Source organism: Prauserella oleivorans (genome assembly GCF_042685745.1).
Lineage (GTDB): Bacteria > Actinomycetota > Actinomycetes > Mycobacteriales > Pseudonocardiaceae > Prauserella_A > Prauserella_A oleivorans.
Genome location: NZ_JBHUNT010000001.1, coordinates 1611213 through 1628411 on the forward strand (window position 1 = coordinate 1611213; position 17199 = coordinate 1628411).

A 17199-nucleotide genomic window follows, 5' to 3' on the forward strand; every position below is an offset into this window, starting at 1 on the left:
CTCCGTTCCCTCTCGTCCCAGTCCGGAAGTCTCTCGCTCGGGGTCGGGTCCGGGATCCCGCGGACTGGGTGCGGCGCTTCGGGATCCCGGTCTTGCTGTGGTCGGTCGGGGCCAACCGAGAAGCGACGGTACGTAACGAGAAGCGTGATCGGAAATTTTTGAAGGCGTGACCTAGCTCACAGTAACAGCATGCAACCTTTTGCGATCACGCCGTTTTTCCTGGTCAGCTGGCCGTTACCCGGCCGTTTCCTTTCCGAGATCTTTCACGGATAGTGAGGTCTGTGTCACGTCGTTTCGGCGCGATTGGTCCGTTTGTGACGACCACTTTGGAGAGTGCGAACCGGGTGAAGCGGACACTTCGGGCGTGGGTCTGGTCCACTCCGGCGCTCGCGAAAGCCGTCGAAGTGCCGCCCAGTGCGGCCATTGCGACGCCTTTGGACCACCCTTCGAAGTGGTGGACGAGACCACTGCGGCCGGTCGCACACAGGGCGTCCGTGGGCATGTGTGACCAGCGCGTCGCGTGGTGTGAAACACGCTGACCGCCGGCGCGCAGTGGGTCAGACCAGCGGATACGCCGTCGCCCGGGCCGGGGCGTGCGACTGGCCGGTGGTACGACCGGCGGGCACCGGTTGCCGAAGATCCACCGGTCAAGGGGCTGGATGTGACCAGTCGGGCGATGTCGTGATCGCTCAGCGAATCCGGACAAAGCGGTCCCTGTGGAAAATCCACCGGATCGTGCGCCACCAGCCAGGTGTGGCCCTCGCGTGGAGTCAGCGCCGTGATGGCAGCTCGGCACCGATGTCGCGGCGTCGTGGCACCCCGGGCCGGGCGCGGGCGGGACATCGGCACTCCGCCATCGAACGCCGACAGTGCGGCAGGCGGATGAACAGAGGGGCACCGGGACCCCACAAGGTAAGGAACTCCCGATTCAGCCGTCGGCGAACGACAGGACTGAGCCAGGCACGTCACTGAGCCGCGGCCCGGTCAGCCGCCAGGCGAGACAGGAGTGCCCCCGGCACGCCACCGGCAGCTCAGCCGCCGGCGAACGGGGGCAGCACGTCGAGTTCGGCGCCGTCCGGCACCGGCCGGGTCACGTCGCGCACGGCGACGCCGTCCAGCAGGAAGCTCGCCGCCTCCAGGATGCGCGGCAGCTTCTCCGGGTGCAGCTCCCGCAACGCCTCGACAGCGTTCTCGATCGTCGAGCCCGGGGCCAGCTGCAGCATCTCCTCCTCGACGCCGCTCGCGGCGCGTGCGGAGGCGAAGTAGCGCACCTTCACCGTTGTCGCGTGCTGCTCGCCCTGGACGGGAGTGACCGGTTCCGACGACACCGAACCCACCTGTTCACCCTCCGATCGCGCTCATCGGCCGGATCGGCTGGGCGAATCCGGCCTCGTTGATCTCGTGACCAGCGAGTTTGCCCCACATGGTCTGCCGCCACGTGTCGGCGATGTCCTCGTCGCTCGCGCCGCCGCGCAGCAGCAGGCGCAGGTCGGTCTCCTCTGTGCTGAACAGGCACGAGCGGATGGCGCCGTCGGCGGTCAACCGGGTCCGCTCACAGGCGGCGCAGAAGGGGCGGGTCACCGAGGGGATCACGCCGACCTCCTCGGGGCCGCCGTCGACGAGCCAGCGCTCGGCGGGTGCGCCGCCGCGTTCCTTCGGGCTCGGGGTGAGCGTGAACTCGGCGCCGAGCAGCTCGAGGATCTCGTCGGCCGTGATCATGCTTTTGCGGTCCCACCCGTGCTGGGCGTCGAGCGGCATCTGCTCGATGAACCGCAGGTGGTAGCCGCTGTCGAGGGCGAAGCGCAGCAGCTTGGTCGCCTCGTGCTCGTTGATGCCGCGCATCAGCACGGCGTTGATCTTCACCGGGTTCAGCCCGGCGTCGCGGGCCGCGGAGAGTGCGTCGAGCACGTGGCGCAGGCGGTCGCGCCGGGTGATCCGTGCGAACGTCTCGCGGTCGACCGAGTCCAGCGAGATGTTGATCCGGTCGAGCCCGGCCTCGGCGAACGCCGCCGCCCGTTTGGCGAAGCCGATGCCGTTGGTGGTCATCGACAGCCGTGGAGTCGGCTCGAGCGCCTTGATCCGCGCGACCAGGTCTTCCAGCCGTGGCCGCAGCAGTGGCTCGCCGCCGGTGAGCCGGATGTCGGTGACGCCGAGCATGCTCACCGCGATCCGCATGAGGCGGACGAGCTCGTCGTCGCTCAGCAGTTGCTCGCCGGGCATCCAGTCGAGGCCCTCGGCGGGCATGCAGTAGGTGCAGCGCAGGTTGCACTTGTCGGTCAGTGACACGCGGAGATCCGTCGCCACCCGGCCGAACGTGTCGATGAGCGCGGGGTTGTCCGGGCGCGGCACCATGTTCTTCGTGCGCGCGCCGGGCACTTTCGGGGTGCCGAGGTCCACTGCTGCCATCGACCCCAGCCTAGTGCTGAACACCGACAACCTGTGACGTCGAGCGCATACCGAATTGATAGAGACATGGTGCTTTCGCATCTGCGGAGATAATCTCCGATCCATGCCGCAGTTTCGGTTCTCCGAGGCCGCCCGGCTGCTGGGTGTCAGCGACGACACCATCCGCAGGTGGGTCCGCGCCGGTCAGCTCCGAGCAGGCGAGGACTCCGCCGGCCGGAAAGTGGTCGACGGCGCCGAGCTCGCCGCGTTCGCCCGCAGGCAGGCCGAGGAGACGGAGGATCCCACGGAGGTCGCCCGGTCGGCCCGCAACCGGTTCGTCGGGCTGGTGACGGACGTCGTCGCCGACACCGTCATGGCGAAGGTCGAGCTGCAGTGCGGCCCGCAGCGGGTGGTGTCGCTGATGAGCACCGAGGCTGTCGAGGAGCTCGGGTTGCGCCCGGGCGTGCTCGCCGTGGCCGTGGTCAAGGCGACGCAGGTGATCGTCGAGACCCCGGGAGGCCCGCGATGAGAGCACTGACCGCGCCGCTGCTCGTGGCGCTGCTGGTCGTCGCCGGCTGCGGGGCTTCGGCCGGTGGCCGCACGCTCGACGTCTACGCGGCGGCGTCGCTCACCGAGGTGTTCGGCACGCTGGAGAAGCGCTTCGAGCAGAACCATCCCGGCGTGGACGTGCGGCTCAACCTGGCCGGGTCGTCGAAGCTCGCGCAACAGATCACCGAGGGCGCACCCGCGGACGTATTCGCCTCGGCCGACGAGCCGACGATGGAGCGTGTCGTCGAGGCCGGGGCGGTGGACGGGCAGCCGGAGACGTTCGCCACCAACCGGCTCACCATCGCCGTCGCGCCGGGTAACCCGCTCGGGATCAGGGGTTTCGGGGACCTGGCCCGGCCCGGGGTGTCCGTCGTGGTGTGCGCGCCGCAGGTGCCGTGCGGCGCGGCGACCGGCAAGCTGGAACGGCTCACCGGAGTCACCGTGCGACCCGTGAGCGAGGAACAGGACGTCAAGGCCGTGCTCACCAAGGTCCGCGCGGGCGAGGCGGACGCCGGCCTGGTGTACGCGACCGACGTCGCGTCGGCGCGCGGGAAGGTGGCCGGCGTCCGGGTGCCGGAGGCCGGGCAGGCCCTCAACCGGTATCCCGTCGCCGCGCTCGCTGACGCGGACGAACCCGGGCTGGCCCGCGAGTTCCGGGACCTCGTGCTCGGCGAGGCGGGCAGGCGCGAGCTGAGCAGGGCGGGCTTTGGCGCGCCGTGACAGCCGCGGCGTCCCGTGGGTGCTGTGGATCCCGGCGGGCGCCGCGCTCGCCCTCGTCGTGCTGCCGGTCGTCGGCCTGCTCGTGCGCACCGACTACACGCGCCTGCCGGAGCTGCTCACCTCGCCCGCGTCGCTGAACGCTCTGCGCCTGTCACTCGTCACGGCCGTGCTGTCGACACTCGCGTGCGTGGTGCTCGGGGTGCCGCTCGCGGTGGTGCTGGCGCGCTCGGCCGGCCGGGGCGTGCGGCTGCTGCGGGCCGTCGTGCTGCTGCCGCTCGTGCTGCCGCCGGTGGTGGGCGGTCTGGCCCTGTTGTTCCTGCTGGGCCGCAACGGCTTCCTCGGCTACGTGCTCGACGTCGCGACGGGCGTGCGGATCCCGTTCACGACGGCGGCCGTGGTGGTGGCGCAGACGTTCGTGGCGATGCCGTTCCTCGTCGTGAGCCTGGAAGGCGCGTTACGGGCTGGGGGCGACGCCTACGAACAGGTCGCCGCGACGCTCGGTGCCCGCCCGTGGACGGTGTTCCGGCGGGTGACGTTGCCGTTGCTGCTGCCCGCGCTCGGGTCCGGCGCGGTGTTGAGCTTCGCGCGGGCGCTGGGCGAGTTCGGCGCCACGATCACCTTCGCGGGCAGTCTGGAAGGCGTGACGCGGACGTTGCCGCTGGAGGTGTACAACCAGGCCGAGGCCGATGTGGACAGTGCGGTCGCGCTGGCGTTGCTGCTGGTGGTGGTGGCCGTGCTGGTGATCGCGGTGGCGCGGCCGAGGGCGTTCGACGCGGGCGGGGGAGCGCGGTGACCCCGGCGACCTCGACAACCCCGACGGGCCTGCACGCCGAGCTCACCGTGACGCGCGGGTCGTTCACCCTGGCCGCCGAGTTCGACGTGCCCGCGGGCGCCGTACTCGCCGTGCTCGGCCCCAACGGTTCCGGTAAGTCCACGATCCTGAGCTGCCTGGCTGGGCTGTTGCGGCCGGACGAGGGCAGCGTCACGCTCGGCGACCGCACCCTCACCCGTACGCCCGGGGTCCAGGTGCCGCCCCACCACCGCGAGGTCGGCCTGCTCGCCCAGGACGCGCTGTTGTTCCCGCACCTGTCCGTGCTGGACAACGTCGCGTTCGCGCCCCGCTCTCGCGGTGCGTCGCGGAACGAGTCCCGGGACCGCGCGCGACACTGGCTGTCCGAAGTGGATGCCCTGGAGCTGGCGCAACGCTCACCCGCGCAGCTCTCCGGCGGGCAGGCGCAGCGGGTCGCCGTCGCCCGTGCGCTCGCGGGCGAGCCGCGGTTGCTCTTGCTCGACGAACCGCTCGCCGCGCTCGACGTCGACGCCGCACCCGCCATCCGCGGGCTGCTCCGGCGCGTGCTCCGGGCCGACCAGCGGCGCTCGGCCGTGCTCGTCACCCACGACCCGCTCGACGCCCTCGCCCTCGCCGACCACGTCGTCGTGCTCGCCGGCGGCCGGATCGTCGAACGCGGGCCGACCAGGGAGGTGCTCGCCGCTCCGCGGACGCCCTTCACCGCCCGGATCGCCGGGCTGAACCTGGTGGCCGGCACCGCCACCGCCGACGGCCTGCGTACCGGCTCGGGCCGGCTGATCGCGGGCATCGCCGCACCCGACGTCACCGAGGGAGAACCCGCCGTCGCCGTGTTCGCACCGGGATCCGTGGCCGTCCACCCGGCGGGGGCGCCGCACACCGGCAGCCCGCGCAACAGTGTCGACGCGGTCGTCGGCGCGCTGGAGCCGCACGGCGCGGTGGTGCGGCTGCGCGCTCACGACGGCGACGGCTGGGCCGAGGGCGTCGCCGCCGACCTCACGCCCGCGTCGGTGGCCGAGCTCGCCCTCGAACCCGGCACGCCGGTGAGGTTGGAAGTCAAAGCGGCGGCGGTGGCCATCCACCCGGCGTTCGGCCCATAGGGTGGAGGCATGAGTGAAGAGCGGTGGAGCTACCTCACCGACATGGACGGCGTTCTCATCCACGAGGACCACCTGGTGCCTGGCGCCGACGAGTTCCTCGCCGAGCTGAAGGCCAACGGCGCGGGATTCCTCGTCCTCACCAACAACTCGATCTACACCCCGCGCGACCTGCGGGCCAGGCTGCTGCGGACCGGGCTCGACGTGCCGGAGTCGGCGATCTGGACCTCGGCGCTGGCCACCGCCAAGTTCCTCCACGACCAGCGGCCCGGCGGCTCGGCGTACGTCATCGGCGAGGCGGGGCTGACCACGGCGCTCCACGAGATCGGCTACGTGCTCACCGACACCGACCCGGACTACGTGGTGCTCGGCGAGACCCGCACGTACAGCTTCACCGCCATCACCCGCGCCATCCGCCTCATCGAGGGCGGCGCGCGCTTCATCGCCACCAACCCCGACCCCACCGGTCCGAGCCGGGAGGGTGTGCTGCCCGCCACCGGTTCGATCGCGGCGCTCATCGAGCGGGCGACCGGCCGTTCGCCCTACTACGTGGGCAAGCCGAACCCGTTGATGATGCGCTCGGCGTTGCGGGCGCTCGGCACGCACACCGAGCACACCCTCATGATCGGCGACCGCATGGACACCGACGTGCATTCCGGCATCGAGGCCGGACTCAAGACCATCCTCGTCCTGAGCGGCATATCCACAGCGGAGTCGGCCGATCGCTATCCGTTCCGGCCAACCTTGATCATCGACTCGATCGCCGACCTGGTCGGCCGGACGAAGGACCCGTTCGGGTCGGCCTGACCGCCGCGACCCCGCGGCCAGGGCTTATGGTCGAGAGCGTGATGGACGATCCCACGTTCGTCGTCGGTGACGTCCACGGGCACCGTGCCGAGCTGGCCGAAGCGCTCCGAGAACAAGGGCTGATCGACGACGCCGACGACTGGACCGGCGGCCGCGCGCGCCTGTGGTTCCTCGGCGACTTCGTCGACCGCGGCCCCGACGGCATCGCCGCCATCGAGCTGGTGCGCAAACTGCAGCGGCAGGCGCCGGACGACGGCGGCTCCGTGGAGACCCTGCTCGGCAACCACGAGATCCTGCTGCTCGGCATGTACCACTTCGGCGACACGCCCGTGCCGTCCGACTTCGGGCCGCGCAGCTTCGCGCGCAGCTGGGAGATCAACGGCGGGCAGCTCGCCGACCAGGACGAGCTGACCGACGAGCTGGTTGCGTGGCTGAGCACCCGGCCGCTGGTCGCCACCGCCGCCGACCACCTGCTGATGCACTCCGACACGCTCGAGTACCTCGAGTGGGGCTCGACCACCGAGAAGATCAACGACAGCGTCCACGAGATCCTGGCCGGCGACGACCTGGCGCAGTGGTGGGACGTGTGGCGCCGGATGACCACGCGCTACGCCTTCCGCGGCCCGCACGGCCAGGAGGCGGCCGAGACGCTGCTCGACGAGCTCGGGGGCGAGCGGGTGGTGCACGGCCACAGCGTCATCGCCGACCAGCTCGGCATCCACCCGGCGCAGATCGAGGAGCCCTACCTCTACGCGGGCGGCCGGGCGCTCGGCATCGACGGCGGGCTGTTCGTCGGCGGGCCGTGTCTGGTGGTCGAGCTGCCGTACGAGCCGAAGGACTGAGCCGCTTCCACGGTTGTTCACCGGACCGTGGTGCGGCCGTCGCGCGGTGTGCGCCGCCGGCCTCTACGCTCCCGGTTCGTACACCGAGTCTGGGGGTCGCCGATGCACCGGACACTGGCAAGCCTCGTCGCCGCGCTGGCGATCGCCGCATCGGGCGTGCTGCCCGCGAGCGCGAGCCCGCCACCTGTCGAGCTGCGCGTCGCGTCGTACAACATCCACGCCGGGTCCGGAATGGACGGTGTGTTCGACCTCGAGCGCACCGCGGCCGCCATCGCGGAGATCGGCGCGGATGTCGTGGCGCTGCAGGAGGTCGACCAGCACTGGGGCGAGCGCAGCCGCAGCCTCCCGCTCGCCCGTGAACTCGGCGAACGGCTGGGCATGCACGCGCGGTTCGCCCCGATCTACTCGCTCGACCCCGCCGAACCCGGCGGGCCTCGGCGCGAGTACGGCGTGGCCGTGCTGTCGCGGTACCCGGTGGGGGAGTTCACCAACCACGAGCTCACCCGACTGTCCACACAGGATCCCGAAGCCGGACCGGAGCCGATGCCCGGGTTCGCCGAGGCGGTGGTGCAGGTGCGTGGTGCGCGGGTGCACGTCTACTCGACACACCTCGACTACCGTGCCGACCCGGCCGTCCGCGCGACGCAGGTGGCCGAGACAGTGGACATCCTGGCCGACGACGGCGAGCACGCCACGCAGGTGCTGCTCGGCGACTTCAACGCCCTGCCGGACGCCCCCGAGCTCGCTCCACTGTGGACGCAGGTGCGGGACGCCTTCGCCGCGGCCGGATCCGGCTACGGCTCGACCTTTCCCGCCGACGCTCCCGATCGGCGGATCGACTACGCCACCGTGTCCCAGCAGGTCGGCGCGCGGTCCGCCACCGTGCCCAGTACGGCCCTCGCCCGCGAAGCGTCCGACCACCGGCCCGTCGTCGCCGACCTGCTCGTGCCCCGGGGCGGTTGGTGAGCTCACCGCGACAGGGGCACGACCTCCCGGCCCAGCGGCACCAGTGACACCGGGATCAGCTTGAAGTTGCCGACCCCGAGCGGGATGCCGATGATCGTCACACACAGCAGGACGCCGGTGACGAGGTGCGCGAGCGCGAGCCACCACCCGGCGACGAGGATCCAGATGACGTTGCCGATCAGTGAGGCCACGCCTGCGTCCCGGCGGTCGGTGATCGTCCGGCCGAACGGCCAGAGCGCGTAGTTGGCGATCCGGAAGGCCGCCAGGCCGAACGGGATCGTGACGATCAGGAGGCAGCACACGATTCCGGCGATCAGGTAGCCCACGGCCAGCCAGAACCCGGAGAGCACCAGCCAGATCACGTTCAGCAACAACGTCATACCGCGATTGTCCTCGCGCGCGCACGGTTCGCGCCACGTCGAGGCATTCCGGCCCTGGTGCCGATCATCATGCGGCGCGAGCCTCGACGTGACCGACGCTGGTTCGAAGGAGGTGCGCCATGGCACGCGCGATGGGCAGACAACGGGGGACGCGGTGGCCGGTGGGTCCATGCGGGCGCGGTGACTCGAACTGAGGATGGCACCGGAGCCGCCCGCTCGGCGCATCGCTATGTCCCCGTGCTGCTCCTCCTGGTCGCCGGCTATCTGACGGGCGCGCTCTCACGGTCGTCCTCGGCTACGTCGTGGGCGACGTGCTCGCCGACCGGGTCGTCACCGTGCAGAGCATCGCGGGCGCCCTCAGCGCGTAGCTGCTGGTCGGGCTGCTCTACGCCGCCGCCTACGCGGCACTGGCGCACCTCGGGCCGGTCTCGTTCTTCGCCGACGACGCGCCGGTGAACGCCAAGACGCTGCGGTACTTCAGCTTCACGACGCTCACCACGCCTACGGCGACTTCGCGGTGCTCGCCGATGCCGGCCGAGCGCTCGCGGCGTTGCAGGCGCTGACCGGTCAGATCTTCTTGGCCACGCTCGTCGCGCGGCTCGTCTCGGCGTTCCGGAGACCGTGACGTCAGACGAGGAGTTCGCCCTCCACGACCGTGACCGCCGTGCCTGCCAGCGTCACGCGGTCGCCGTCCACGCTCGCGCGCACGACGCCGCCGCGTGGTGACGCCTGCTCGCCCGTGAGGTCGGTGCGGCCGAGGCGGTCCGCCCAGTACGGCGCCAGCGTGCAGTGCGCCGATCCGGTCACCGGATCCTCCGGAACCCCCACGGCGGGCCCGAACACGCGGCTCACGAAGTCGACGCCGGGGCGGTCGCCGGGCGCGGTGAGGATCACGCACCGGGCGTCCCAGGTGGCGACGACGTCCAGGTCGGGCTCGCACTCGCGGACGTGCTTGGCGTCAGTGGTCACGACGAGGAGGTCGCTGACCCCGCGCGCCACGTACTCGACCGGCACGGACGGCAGCCCCGCCCGCACGTCGTCGTCGGCGGGGGAGGGCGGGTCGGCCGGGAACACCATCTCGATCCGGCCGTCCTTCGCCATGCACCGCAGTTCCCCGGAGCGGGTGGTGAAGACCTGCGATCCGCCGAGCACGTGGGCGCTCGCCAGCGTGGCGTGGCCGCACAGGTCGACCTCGGTCTCCGGGGTGAACCAGCGCAGGGACTTCGGGTCACTCGTGGTCACCACGAACGCCGTCTCCGAGTGCTTGAGTTCCGCGGCGACGGACTGCATCCACGAGTCGTCGGCGGGCGCGTCCAGCAGGACCACGCCGGCGGGGTTACCGCGGAAGGCGGAGTCGGTGAACGCATCGACGATGTACAGGCGCATGACGTCAACCTAGCCGCTCACCGCTCTGCCCGGGGTGGCTGCCCGCTGACACCCCGTGGCACCGGCTGCACTCGTTGTGCTGATGGCCTCCGGGCGGCGGCGTTCCTAGACTCTTCCTCGACACGTCAACGTCGACGTCCAGGAGTGGATCATGCCGAACCCATCCGCCGTACCCAGCTATGCCTCCGGCATCTCGGACGTCCCGCTGCTCGGTGACACCATCGGAGACAACCTCGACCGCACTGTGCAGGCACACGGCGATCGCGACGCGCTCATCGACCAGGCAGGCGGCAGGCGGTGGACCTACCGCGAGTTCAACGCCGAGGTCGACGCCCTCGCGCTCGGACTGCTCGCCAACGGCGTGTCGAAAGGCGACCGGGTTGGCATCTGGGCGCCGAACTGTCCGGAATGGACGTTCGTGCAGTACGCGACCGCCAAGATCGGCGCCATCCTGGTGAACATCAACCCGGCCTACCGTGCGCACGAGCTCGAGTACGTGCTCAACCAGGCCGGCATCCGCATGCTCATCGCGGCCGAGCGCTTCAAGACCTCTGACTACGTGGCCATGATCAGTGAGGTCCGGCCGCGCTGCCCGGCGCTCACCGACGTCGTCCTGATCGGTGGCGACGAGTGGCACGCACTGAGTCGCACCGGGCGCGAGGCCGATCCGGCACGGCTCGCCGAGGTGCAGCGGACCCTGAGCGCGGACGACCCGATCAACATCCAGTACACGTCGGGCACCACGGGTTTTCCGAAGGGCGCCACGCTCAGCCACCACAACATCCTCAACAACGGCTTCTTCGTCGGCGAGTTGTGCAACTACACCGAGTGCGACGTCATCTGCATCCCGGTGCCCTTCTACCACTGCTTCGGCATGGTGATGGGCAACCTCGCGGCCACGACGCACGGCGCGTGCATGGTGATCCCGGCGCCTGCGTTCGACCCGAAGGCGACGCTCGAGGCAGTGCAGGCGCAGCGCTGCACGTCGCTGTACGGGGTGCCCACGATGTTCATCGCCGAGCTGTCCGAGCCCTCGTTCGACGACTACGACCTGTCCAGCCTGCGGACCGGCATCATGGCGGGCTCGCCGTGCCCGGTCGAGGTGATGAAGCAGGTGATCGAGCGGATGGGCATGGCGGAGGTGTCGATCTGCTACGGCATGACCGAGACCTCGCCGGTGTCCACCCAGACGCGGGCCGACGACTCGATCGAACGGCGCGTGTCGACGGTCGGCCGCGTCGGGCCGCACCTGGAGGTCAAGATCGTCGACCCGGCCACCGGATTGACCGTGCCGCGCGGAGAACCCGGTGAGCTGTGCACCCGCGGCTACTCGGTGATGCTCGGCTACTGGGAGGAACCGGACAAGACGGCCGAGGCCATCGACGCGGCGCGCTGGATGCACACCGGCGACCTCGCGGTGATGGACGACGAGGGCTACGTCAACATCACCGGCCGCATCAAGGACATGGTCATCCGGGGCGGCGAGAACGTCTACCCGCGCGAGATCGAGGAGTTCCTCTACACCCACCCCGACATCCTTGACGCTCAGGTGATCGGCGTGCCGGATGCGCGCTACGGCGAGGAGCTCATGGCGTGGATCCGCATGCGGGAGGGCGCGGAACCGCTGACCGCGGAAAGCCTCCGCGAGTTCTGCACCGGCAAACTCGCCCACTACAAGATCCCGCGTTACGTCCACGTCGTCGACGACTTCCCGATGACCGTCACGGGCAAGGTCCGCAAGGTCGAGATGCGGGAGAAGGCCGTCGAGCTGCTGGGGCTGCAGGAGCTCGCGAAGGCGAAGCACGCGTAGGCCGGGCGGTTCGGTGGTGGGCCGCTGGTTGGGTGGTGGGCCGGCGGGTCGCCGGCGGGTGATCTGCTGCGCCGTTGCGGTGCGCTGCCGGTCTTTCCGGGCTGAGGCGGCCCGGCAGCCATGCCGGGCTAGCGGCGGCCTGCCCGGCGTGGCGGTCTGATGCGGCCGCCGGGCAGGCCGTGGTGCGCCGTCGGGACGTGGCGGTCCGGCGCTGGCCCGCTGGCACCTCGGGTGTGGAACGGCCCGTGCTGCCGGTGGCTGGCCGCCGGGTCGCCGGCGGCCGGGCGAGGGCTACCTGGCCGTGGCGGTCCGGCGGGCGTGGCCGGTGACCTGGCGGACGTAGCGGGGCTAGCGGCGGCTTACCCGCGATGGCAGTCTGGAGTGGCTCCCGATGGGGCGCCCGTGGTGCACCGCCGGTCAGATCTCGCGAGAGGGGCGGGCCCGGAGGGCCGTGACCGGGCTGGCGCGGCGACGCGGCTGCTGTGAATGGGCTCGGCGGTTCTGCCTGTCGTGGTGAACGGCCGGGCCGCGGGTCGTCGGATGCCGAGCCATCCGTTCGTGCTGGATGCGGCGACATGGCTGGGGTGCCGGCCGGGCTGGTGCGGCGACGCAGCTGACGTGGCGTTCGGGCCAGCCGTGCCCGAGCGGTTGCGGCGGTCCGGCCGAGCGGCGTTCTGTGGCGGTGACCCGGTTGGATTGCGGCCGTGGCCAGGGGCGGCTCACAGGGGCGTATCGGGCGCGTTGCGGTGACGCGGCCGGTGGGGTCGGTCTGCCGGTCCTTCCCAGGATTGGTGCACCCGTGATCCGGTCGGCCAATGTGCTCCGGTCGCTGTGTCGCGGTGGTGCCAGGTATGGCGGACACCGAACGACGCCGACTCAGCGACGGCCCGACCGACGCGCACTCCGCTGAACCTTATGGCGTCGTATACGTGTGCCCAGCCGGCGTGGTGATGTGGAGGGTGCCGGTGTCGGTGAGGTGGAACTGCCAGCCGGGCGTGTGCTTGATGCGGTGATGACGGCGGCAGAGGCCGATGAGGTTGCGGGTGTTTGTTTCGCCGTTGCGTTGTTTCGGGATGACGTGGTCGAGGTCGCTGTAGTGGGCGGGCCGATGGCAGGTCGGAAAGCGGCATTCGCGGTCGCGGATCTTGACGTGGTCGGCGGTGACAGCTGGTGGCCGGTAGCGTTCGCGGCCGACGTCGATCGGGGCGCCGGTGCGGGGGTCGGTGATGATGCGGCGCCAGGTGGACTTGGGGTCGAAGGCGATCGCCCGGGCGATCGGGGCGGGCAGTGGACCGTGTCCGGCGAGTTCGCCGGGATTGTTGGCCAGGCCGACGAGGGTCGCCAGGTCGACGTGCACGAAGATCTCTGCCTTCGCGCTTGGTGTGCCCGCATGGTTGCCGAGCAGGAGATCGGCGAACACATCAGCCCGCAACTGATCCATCGTCCGCTGATCACCGGTGTTCCGGAGCGCGCGGGCCCGCCGGTCGATGCGGGCGTAGGCGGCCGAGGCGACTTCGGCAGGAAGGTTGGCGCTGAGTGTCGCCATCGCGTCGTCGGTGTGCATCAGCTCGACCTTACGCTCTCGCCGCCGGTTCTCCGCACGGGCGGCCGCACCGTCCGGGTCGACCTTGTGCACCGTGCGATTGACCATCCGCCGAATCGACGACGGATCCCGCCCGGCCAGCCGATCCGCCACCGCCGCATCAACCTCCCGCGCCAGAGAATCGGACAGCACCGACGTCGGCCCGGCAACCTTTGACGCCTTGTAGGCATCAATCTCGCCACGCGACATCGCAGCCAACGTTTTCGGCAGCCGGGAAACCAAATCCCGCGCAAGCGTCATCTTGATCCGCGCGGAATTCTCGGAGATCGACAACGCCAACGCTAATTCGGATGCCACATCGACAGCATGACCCCGAGGCGTCGAATAGTCAGCAAGTGCCCGAGCTTGCAAAGCCTGAAGCCGAGCGATCTCCCGCTCCAGCTCCAGAACGCGCTCAATAGAAGTTTCCCCCATGCCAACGATTCTACCGAAAAATCCGAGATCATTCGGGTGAAGCAAGAAACAGCGGAACGTGACCACGGGTCCGTTCCGTGGGGAACTGCCGCTAGTGATCAGACAGAGCAAGGTGATGCGTGGACCGGCAGTTTCCCACGGCGCGCCGAAGGCGTGCTTGAAACCCAACCACCAATGCAGCTCGGCAACCACGGCAATTGCCTACAGTCCGGAGAATGGCGGTGTGAACAGTCCATTCGCGGCCTATTTCGACCAACTCATTCGCCGGGTTTCCAAAGTCGCAGCGAGAAGTGGCAGCACCCAGAGCGTCCACAGATTTGCCACGGCAGGCGACAGGTGGCAACAGGTACGGCCAACGCGCCGACGGGAACGGCAGACACGGCGACGGCAGCGGCCGACACGGTCACGCGGTGACGCGGGCGGCTGGCACGGCAACCGCAACGGCGGACACGGCTACCGGAACGGCACACACGGCTACGCCAACCGTAGACACGGCGACCTAGACCCGGACATGGCGACGGGAACGGCAGACACGGCTACACCAACCGCAGACACGGCGACCCAGACCGCGGACACGGCTACCGGAACGGCAGACACGGCTACCGGAACGGCAGACACGGCTACCGGAACGGCAGACACGGCGACGCCAACGGTTGACACGGCTACCCAGACCGCAGACGCGGCGACCAACCTGCCCGGCCGGCAACCCCCGAGCCCGGCGATCACCCCGCAGGCGCGCGGAGTGCGTCGGCGACGTCCTCCGCGGTGAGCCGGGTGTCACTGACGTAGTACAGCATCGCCCCGGCGGGCAGCTCGGTGGCGCCGTCCGGGTTGACGAGCAGCCCGTCACCGGTGCGGGCGGCCAGCAAGGTCGCGCCGTGCCGCCTGCCGAGTGCTGCGCGGCAGCGGTCGACGAGCACCGGGGCGGCGGACTCCGGCAGGGTCACCGAGTAGGTGTTGGCGCCGCCGGAGGTCATGAGCTCGGCGTACACCTCCGCGATGCCCGGCGAGGTCAGCTCCTCGGTGACCATGCGTGGGGAGTGCCACTGGACGGTGCTGATGCCGGGGTCGATGTAGCGCAGCAGCGACGACCGCTCCAGATCCCGCAGCGTGACGACGAGGTGGGCACTGGGGTTGACGTGGCGGACGGTCACGGTGATGGCCAGCGCCTCGTTGTCGTCCCGCGCGTCGACGAGCACCGTGCTCGCCCGATGGACGCCGGCCCGGCGCAGGGTCGCCGCGTCGGCGGGGTTGCCCCGCACGAACTGCACCGGCTCCTCGGGCATCGGATGCGTGGGCACCTCCTCCCACGTGCACAGCACCACCCGGGAGTCGGTGTCGGCCACCACCTCGCGAAACATCCGTTCCGTCCGGCCCGGCGTGTATCCGATGAGGACGACGTGATCGCTGTCGTCCACCGTGATGGCTCCCTGCATCCGCCGCCCTCTCGCCCGTTCGATCACCGAAGCCAGCTTGGTGAACACCGTCGTCAGCGCGACGATGCCGCCGACGATCACATACGCACCGACGACGTGCCCCCAGCCGGTCTCCGGGTAGAAGTCGCCGTAGCCGACCGTGGAGGCCGTCACGACGAAGTACCACCAGTAGTTCTCCGGCCGCACCAGTTCGCTGCCCGCGGGTTCGGCAAGCGCGAGCAGTGGCCAGCTGGTCACGAAGACGAACCCGATGACCACCAACGGCGTCGCCCAGCTGCGGCCCGCCAGGAGCAGGGCGAGAAGGCGCGACAGGAAGAACGGCACGGCGAAACACTACCGGTCGGCGCCCGCGCCCGGCGCGGATCTCAGCGTCCGGCGACCGTGTCGGCGAAGGCCTTCTCGTCCTCCTCGCCGAAGGTCTCCTCGAGCCGTTCCGGCGTGTGGTCCAGATCGATGGTGGCGACGTCCGCGCCCCGGGCCGACTCGATGGCACCGAGCCGCCGCTGTGCGCGGTCGGCCGCGTAGGTCACGAACTCGTCGTTGCTGATGCCGAAGGGCTCGCCGTCGAGCTGTGCGTTCACCCACTCGATCATGCCGAGCGCGTGCGGGAGCAGCTCGGCCATGCGCTGCTGCACGACGTCCCACAGCGTGTCGTCGGCGGCGACGTGGCGGCGGCAGGTGAAGGTGCCCCACGCCATGTGCCTGCGTTCGTCGTCCCCGATGCGGCGGACGAGTTCCCGCATCCCGGGCAGGATGCCGCGGCCCGTGCACACCTTCTGCCACGCGTAGTACCCGGTGAGGGCGAGGGAGCCCTCGATGACGTGGTTGTAGGTCACGCTCGCCCGGACCTGGTTGGCGGGGCTGGGGTCGTCCGCGAGCAGGTGCAGCGATCGCGGCAGCTCCTCGTAGAACAGCGTGCGGTAGTGCGGGTTCTCCGCGACGTAGGGGTGCAGATCGTCGTCGAGCCCGACGGCGTCCATCCAGCGCCGGAAGACCTCGGTGTGCTTGGCCTCCTCGAAGCAGAACTGCGTCAGGTACATCTCGTCGCCGAGCCTGCCCTCCGCGGCCATGGCCCGCATGAACGGCTGGATGTCCTCGGTGACGGCTTCCTCGCCGGCGATGAACTGGGCACAAAGGAAGGTGGCGGCCCGGCGCTCCTCGTCGCTCAGCGATCTCCAGTCCCGGGCGTCCTGGCCGAAGTCGATGTCGGCGGGGTTCCAGAACTTCGCGTTACCCTTGACGAACAGCCGCAGCGGGAACGAGTCCCAGTTCAGTCCGCCCCGGCGCAGGGACTGGAATCCTTCACGGTGGGGCGTCACGGTTCCGGTCATGCTGTTCTCCGTTCACTCCGTTGTGGACCTTGCGATCAGTGCCGAGGCGACCGCGGACACGCGCGTGGCCACGGTCTCCGTGGGCGGCGCGGGCAGCACCAGGTAGCTCAGCACCAGCCGGGACACGGTCTCGGCCACGGCCTCCGGCTCGGCGAGCGCAGGCAGCCGGTCGCGCAGAAAGGTCCCGACCAGTTCGGTGGCCACCCGCAGCACCGGTTCGCCCCGGGTGGTGAGCAGCGGCAGCAGGTCCTGGCCGGTCTCGGTGCCGACGGCGGCTGCCACGAGCCGGTTCTCGCGTGCGTGCTCGACGGTGAACGCGACGGCGTCGTGGATGCCGGCCACCACGTCGCCGGCGCTGTCCAGCCGGTGCTGGATCCCGTCGGCGAACTCGGCCATGGTCCGCAGTGCGACGGCCTGGGCGAGGCCGGCCTTGGTGCCGAACTCGTTGTAGACGGTCTGCCTGCTCACCCCGACGGCGGCCGCGACGTCGGCCATCCGCAGCCGGGCGTAGCCTCGCTCGGCGAGCAGGTCGGTGGCGGCGCTCAGCAGTTGCTCACGCAGCGTCGCCTTGGCCCGCTGGCCGAACCTGGTGACCTCCGACACATCCTCAGCTTGACACAAAACCGCTCTCATGTCAAGTCCATGGACACCGAAGGCTGCCATGT

At 70.3% G+C, this 17199-nt stretch carries 16 protein-coding genes; 8 read left to right on the top strand and 8 right to left on the bottom strand.

What is annotated here, in order from left to right; all coding sequences use genetic code 11:
* Positions 1 to 1031: 1031 nt before the first annotated feature.
* Both ACFSZT_RS07985 and moaA read right to left on the bottom strand, forming a co-directional pair.
* Complete coding sequence (locus ACFSZT_RS07985) at positions 1032 to 1337, bottom strand: MoaD/ThiS family protein (RefSeq protein WP_377388457.1); 306 nt, start codon at positions 1335 to 1337, stop codon at positions 1032 to 1034.
* A gap of 4 nt (positions 1338 to 1341) precedes the next feature.
* Positions 1342 to 2406 carry a GTP 3',8-cyclase MoaA gene (gene moaA / locus ACFSZT_RS07990; protein ID WP_377388459.1) on the bottom strand — a complete coding sequence of 355 codons (1065 nt, stop codon included), beginning with the start codon at positions 2404 to 2406 and terminating at the stop codon, positions 1342 to 1344.
* A 103-nt stretch (positions 2407 to 2509) separates the two neighbouring features.
* On the opposite strand from moaA, the gene ACFSZT_RS07995 reads away from it, so the two are divergent.
* From ACFSZT_RS07995 to ACFSZT_RS08025, 7 genes are all read left to right on the top strand, one after another.
* Positions 2510 to 2914: a TOBE domain-containing protein gene (locus tag ACFSZT_RS07995; protein WP_377388461.1), complete on the top strand. Its 405-nt coding sequence runs from the start codon at positions 2510 to 2512 to the stop codon at positions 2912 to 2914.
* Positions 2911 to 3654 (top strand): molybdate ABC transporter substrate-binding protein, encoded by a 744-nt coding sequence (modA, locus tag ACFSZT_RS08000; protein WP_377388463.1) that lies wholly within the window; start codon positions 2911 to 2913, stop codon positions 3652 to 3654. Before ACFSZT_RS07995 ends, modA begins: the two co-directional genes overlap by 4 nt.
* Entirely contained in the window at positions 3641 to 4447 is an 807-nt protein-coding gene (locus ACFSZT_RS08005; protein WP_377388465.1) for an ABC transporter permease, read from the top strand. Before modA ends, ACFSZT_RS08005 begins: the two co-directional genes overlap by 14 nt.
* Complete coding sequence (locus ACFSZT_RS08010) at positions 4444 to 5562, top strand: sulfate/molybdate ABC transporter ATP-binding protein (protein WP_377388467.1); 1119 nt, start codon at positions 4444 to 4446, stop codon at positions 5560 to 5562. The genes ACFSZT_RS08005 and ACFSZT_RS08010 overlap by 4 nt, the downstream gene beginning before the upstream one ends.
* Before the next feature lie 9 nt (positions 5563 to 5571).
* Positions 5572 to 6366: an HAD-IIA family hydrolase gene (locus tag ACFSZT_RS08015; protein ID WP_377388469.1), complete on the top strand. Its 795-nt coding sequence runs from the start codon at positions 5572 to 5574 to the stop codon at positions 6364 to 6366.
* Positions 6367 to 6407: 41 nt separating this feature from the next.
* Positions 6408 to 7208: a metallophosphoesterase gene (locus tag ACFSZT_RS08020; RefSeq protein ID WP_377388588.1), complete on the top strand. Its 801-nt coding sequence runs from the start codon at positions 6408 to 6410 to the stop codon at positions 7206 to 7208.
* 102 nt (positions 7209 to 7310) lie between these two features.
* On the top strand, positions 7311 to 8174 hold the full coding sequence (locus tag ACFSZT_RS08025; RefSeq protein WP_377388471.1) for an endonuclease/exonuclease/phosphatase family protein: 864 nt from the start codon (positions 7311 to 7313) through the stop codon (positions 8172 to 8174).
* A gap of 2 nt (positions 8175 to 8176) precedes the next feature.
* On the opposite strand, the gene ACFSZT_RS08030 is transcribed toward ACFSZT_RS08025, so the two are convergent.
* Together ACFSZT_RS08030 and ACFSZT_RS08035 are read right to left on the bottom strand one after the other, a co-directional pair.
* The gene (locus tag ACFSZT_RS08030; RefSeq protein WP_377388473.1) at positions 8177 to 8554 is read right to left on the bottom strand and encodes a YccF domain-containing protein; all 378 of its coding nucleotides are present in this window, start codon (positions 8552 to 8554) and stop codon (positions 8177 to 8179) included.
* A 627-nt stretch (positions 8555 to 9181) separates the two neighbouring features.
* Positions 9182 to 9940 (bottom strand): PhzF family phenazine biosynthesis protein, encoded by a 759-nt coding sequence (locus ACFSZT_RS08035; protein WP_377388475.1) that lies wholly within the window; start codon positions 9938 to 9940, stop codon positions 9182 to 9184.
* Positions 9941 to 10091: 151 nt separating this feature from the next.
* Here ACFSZT_RS08035 and ACFSZT_RS08040 point away from each other — a divergent pair, with 151 nt between their 5' ends.
* Positions 10092 to 11750: an AMP-binding protein gene (locus ACFSZT_RS08040; protein WP_377388477.1), complete on the top strand. Its 1659-nt coding sequence runs from the start codon at positions 10092 to 10094 to the stop codon at positions 11748 to 11750.
* Between the two features lie 913 nt (positions 11751 to 12663).
* Here ACFSZT_RS08040 and ACFSZT_RS08045 read toward each other — a convergent pair.
* From ACFSZT_RS08045 to ACFSZT_RS08060, 4 genes are all read right to left on the bottom strand, one after another.
* Complete coding sequence (locus ACFSZT_RS08045) at positions 12664 to 13767, bottom strand: HNH endonuclease signature motif containing protein (protein WP_377478205.1); 1104 nt, start codon at positions 13765 to 13767, stop codon at positions 12664 to 12666.
* Positions 13768 to 14489: 722 nt separating this feature from the next.
* Positions 14490 to 15527, bottom strand: a complete 1038-nt coding sequence (locus tag ACFSZT_RS08050; protein ID WP_377388480.1) for an ion channel — start codon at positions 15525 to 15527, stop codon at positions 14490 to 14492.
* Between the two features lie 41 nt (positions 15528 to 15568).
* Positions 15569 to 16534 (bottom strand): R2-like ligand-binding oxidase, encoded by a 966-nt coding sequence (locus ACFSZT_RS08055; RefSeq protein ID WP_377388482.1) that lies wholly within the window; start codon positions 16532 to 16534, stop codon positions 15569 to 15571.
* A gap of 12 nt (positions 16535 to 16546) precedes the next feature.
* Positions 16547 to 17137, bottom strand: coding sequence for a TetR family transcriptional regulator (locus tag ACFSZT_RS08060; protein WP_377388484.1), 591 nt, complete (start codon positions 17135 to 17137; stop codon positions 16547 to 16549).
* Positions 17138 to 17199: the final 62 nt, after the last annotated feature.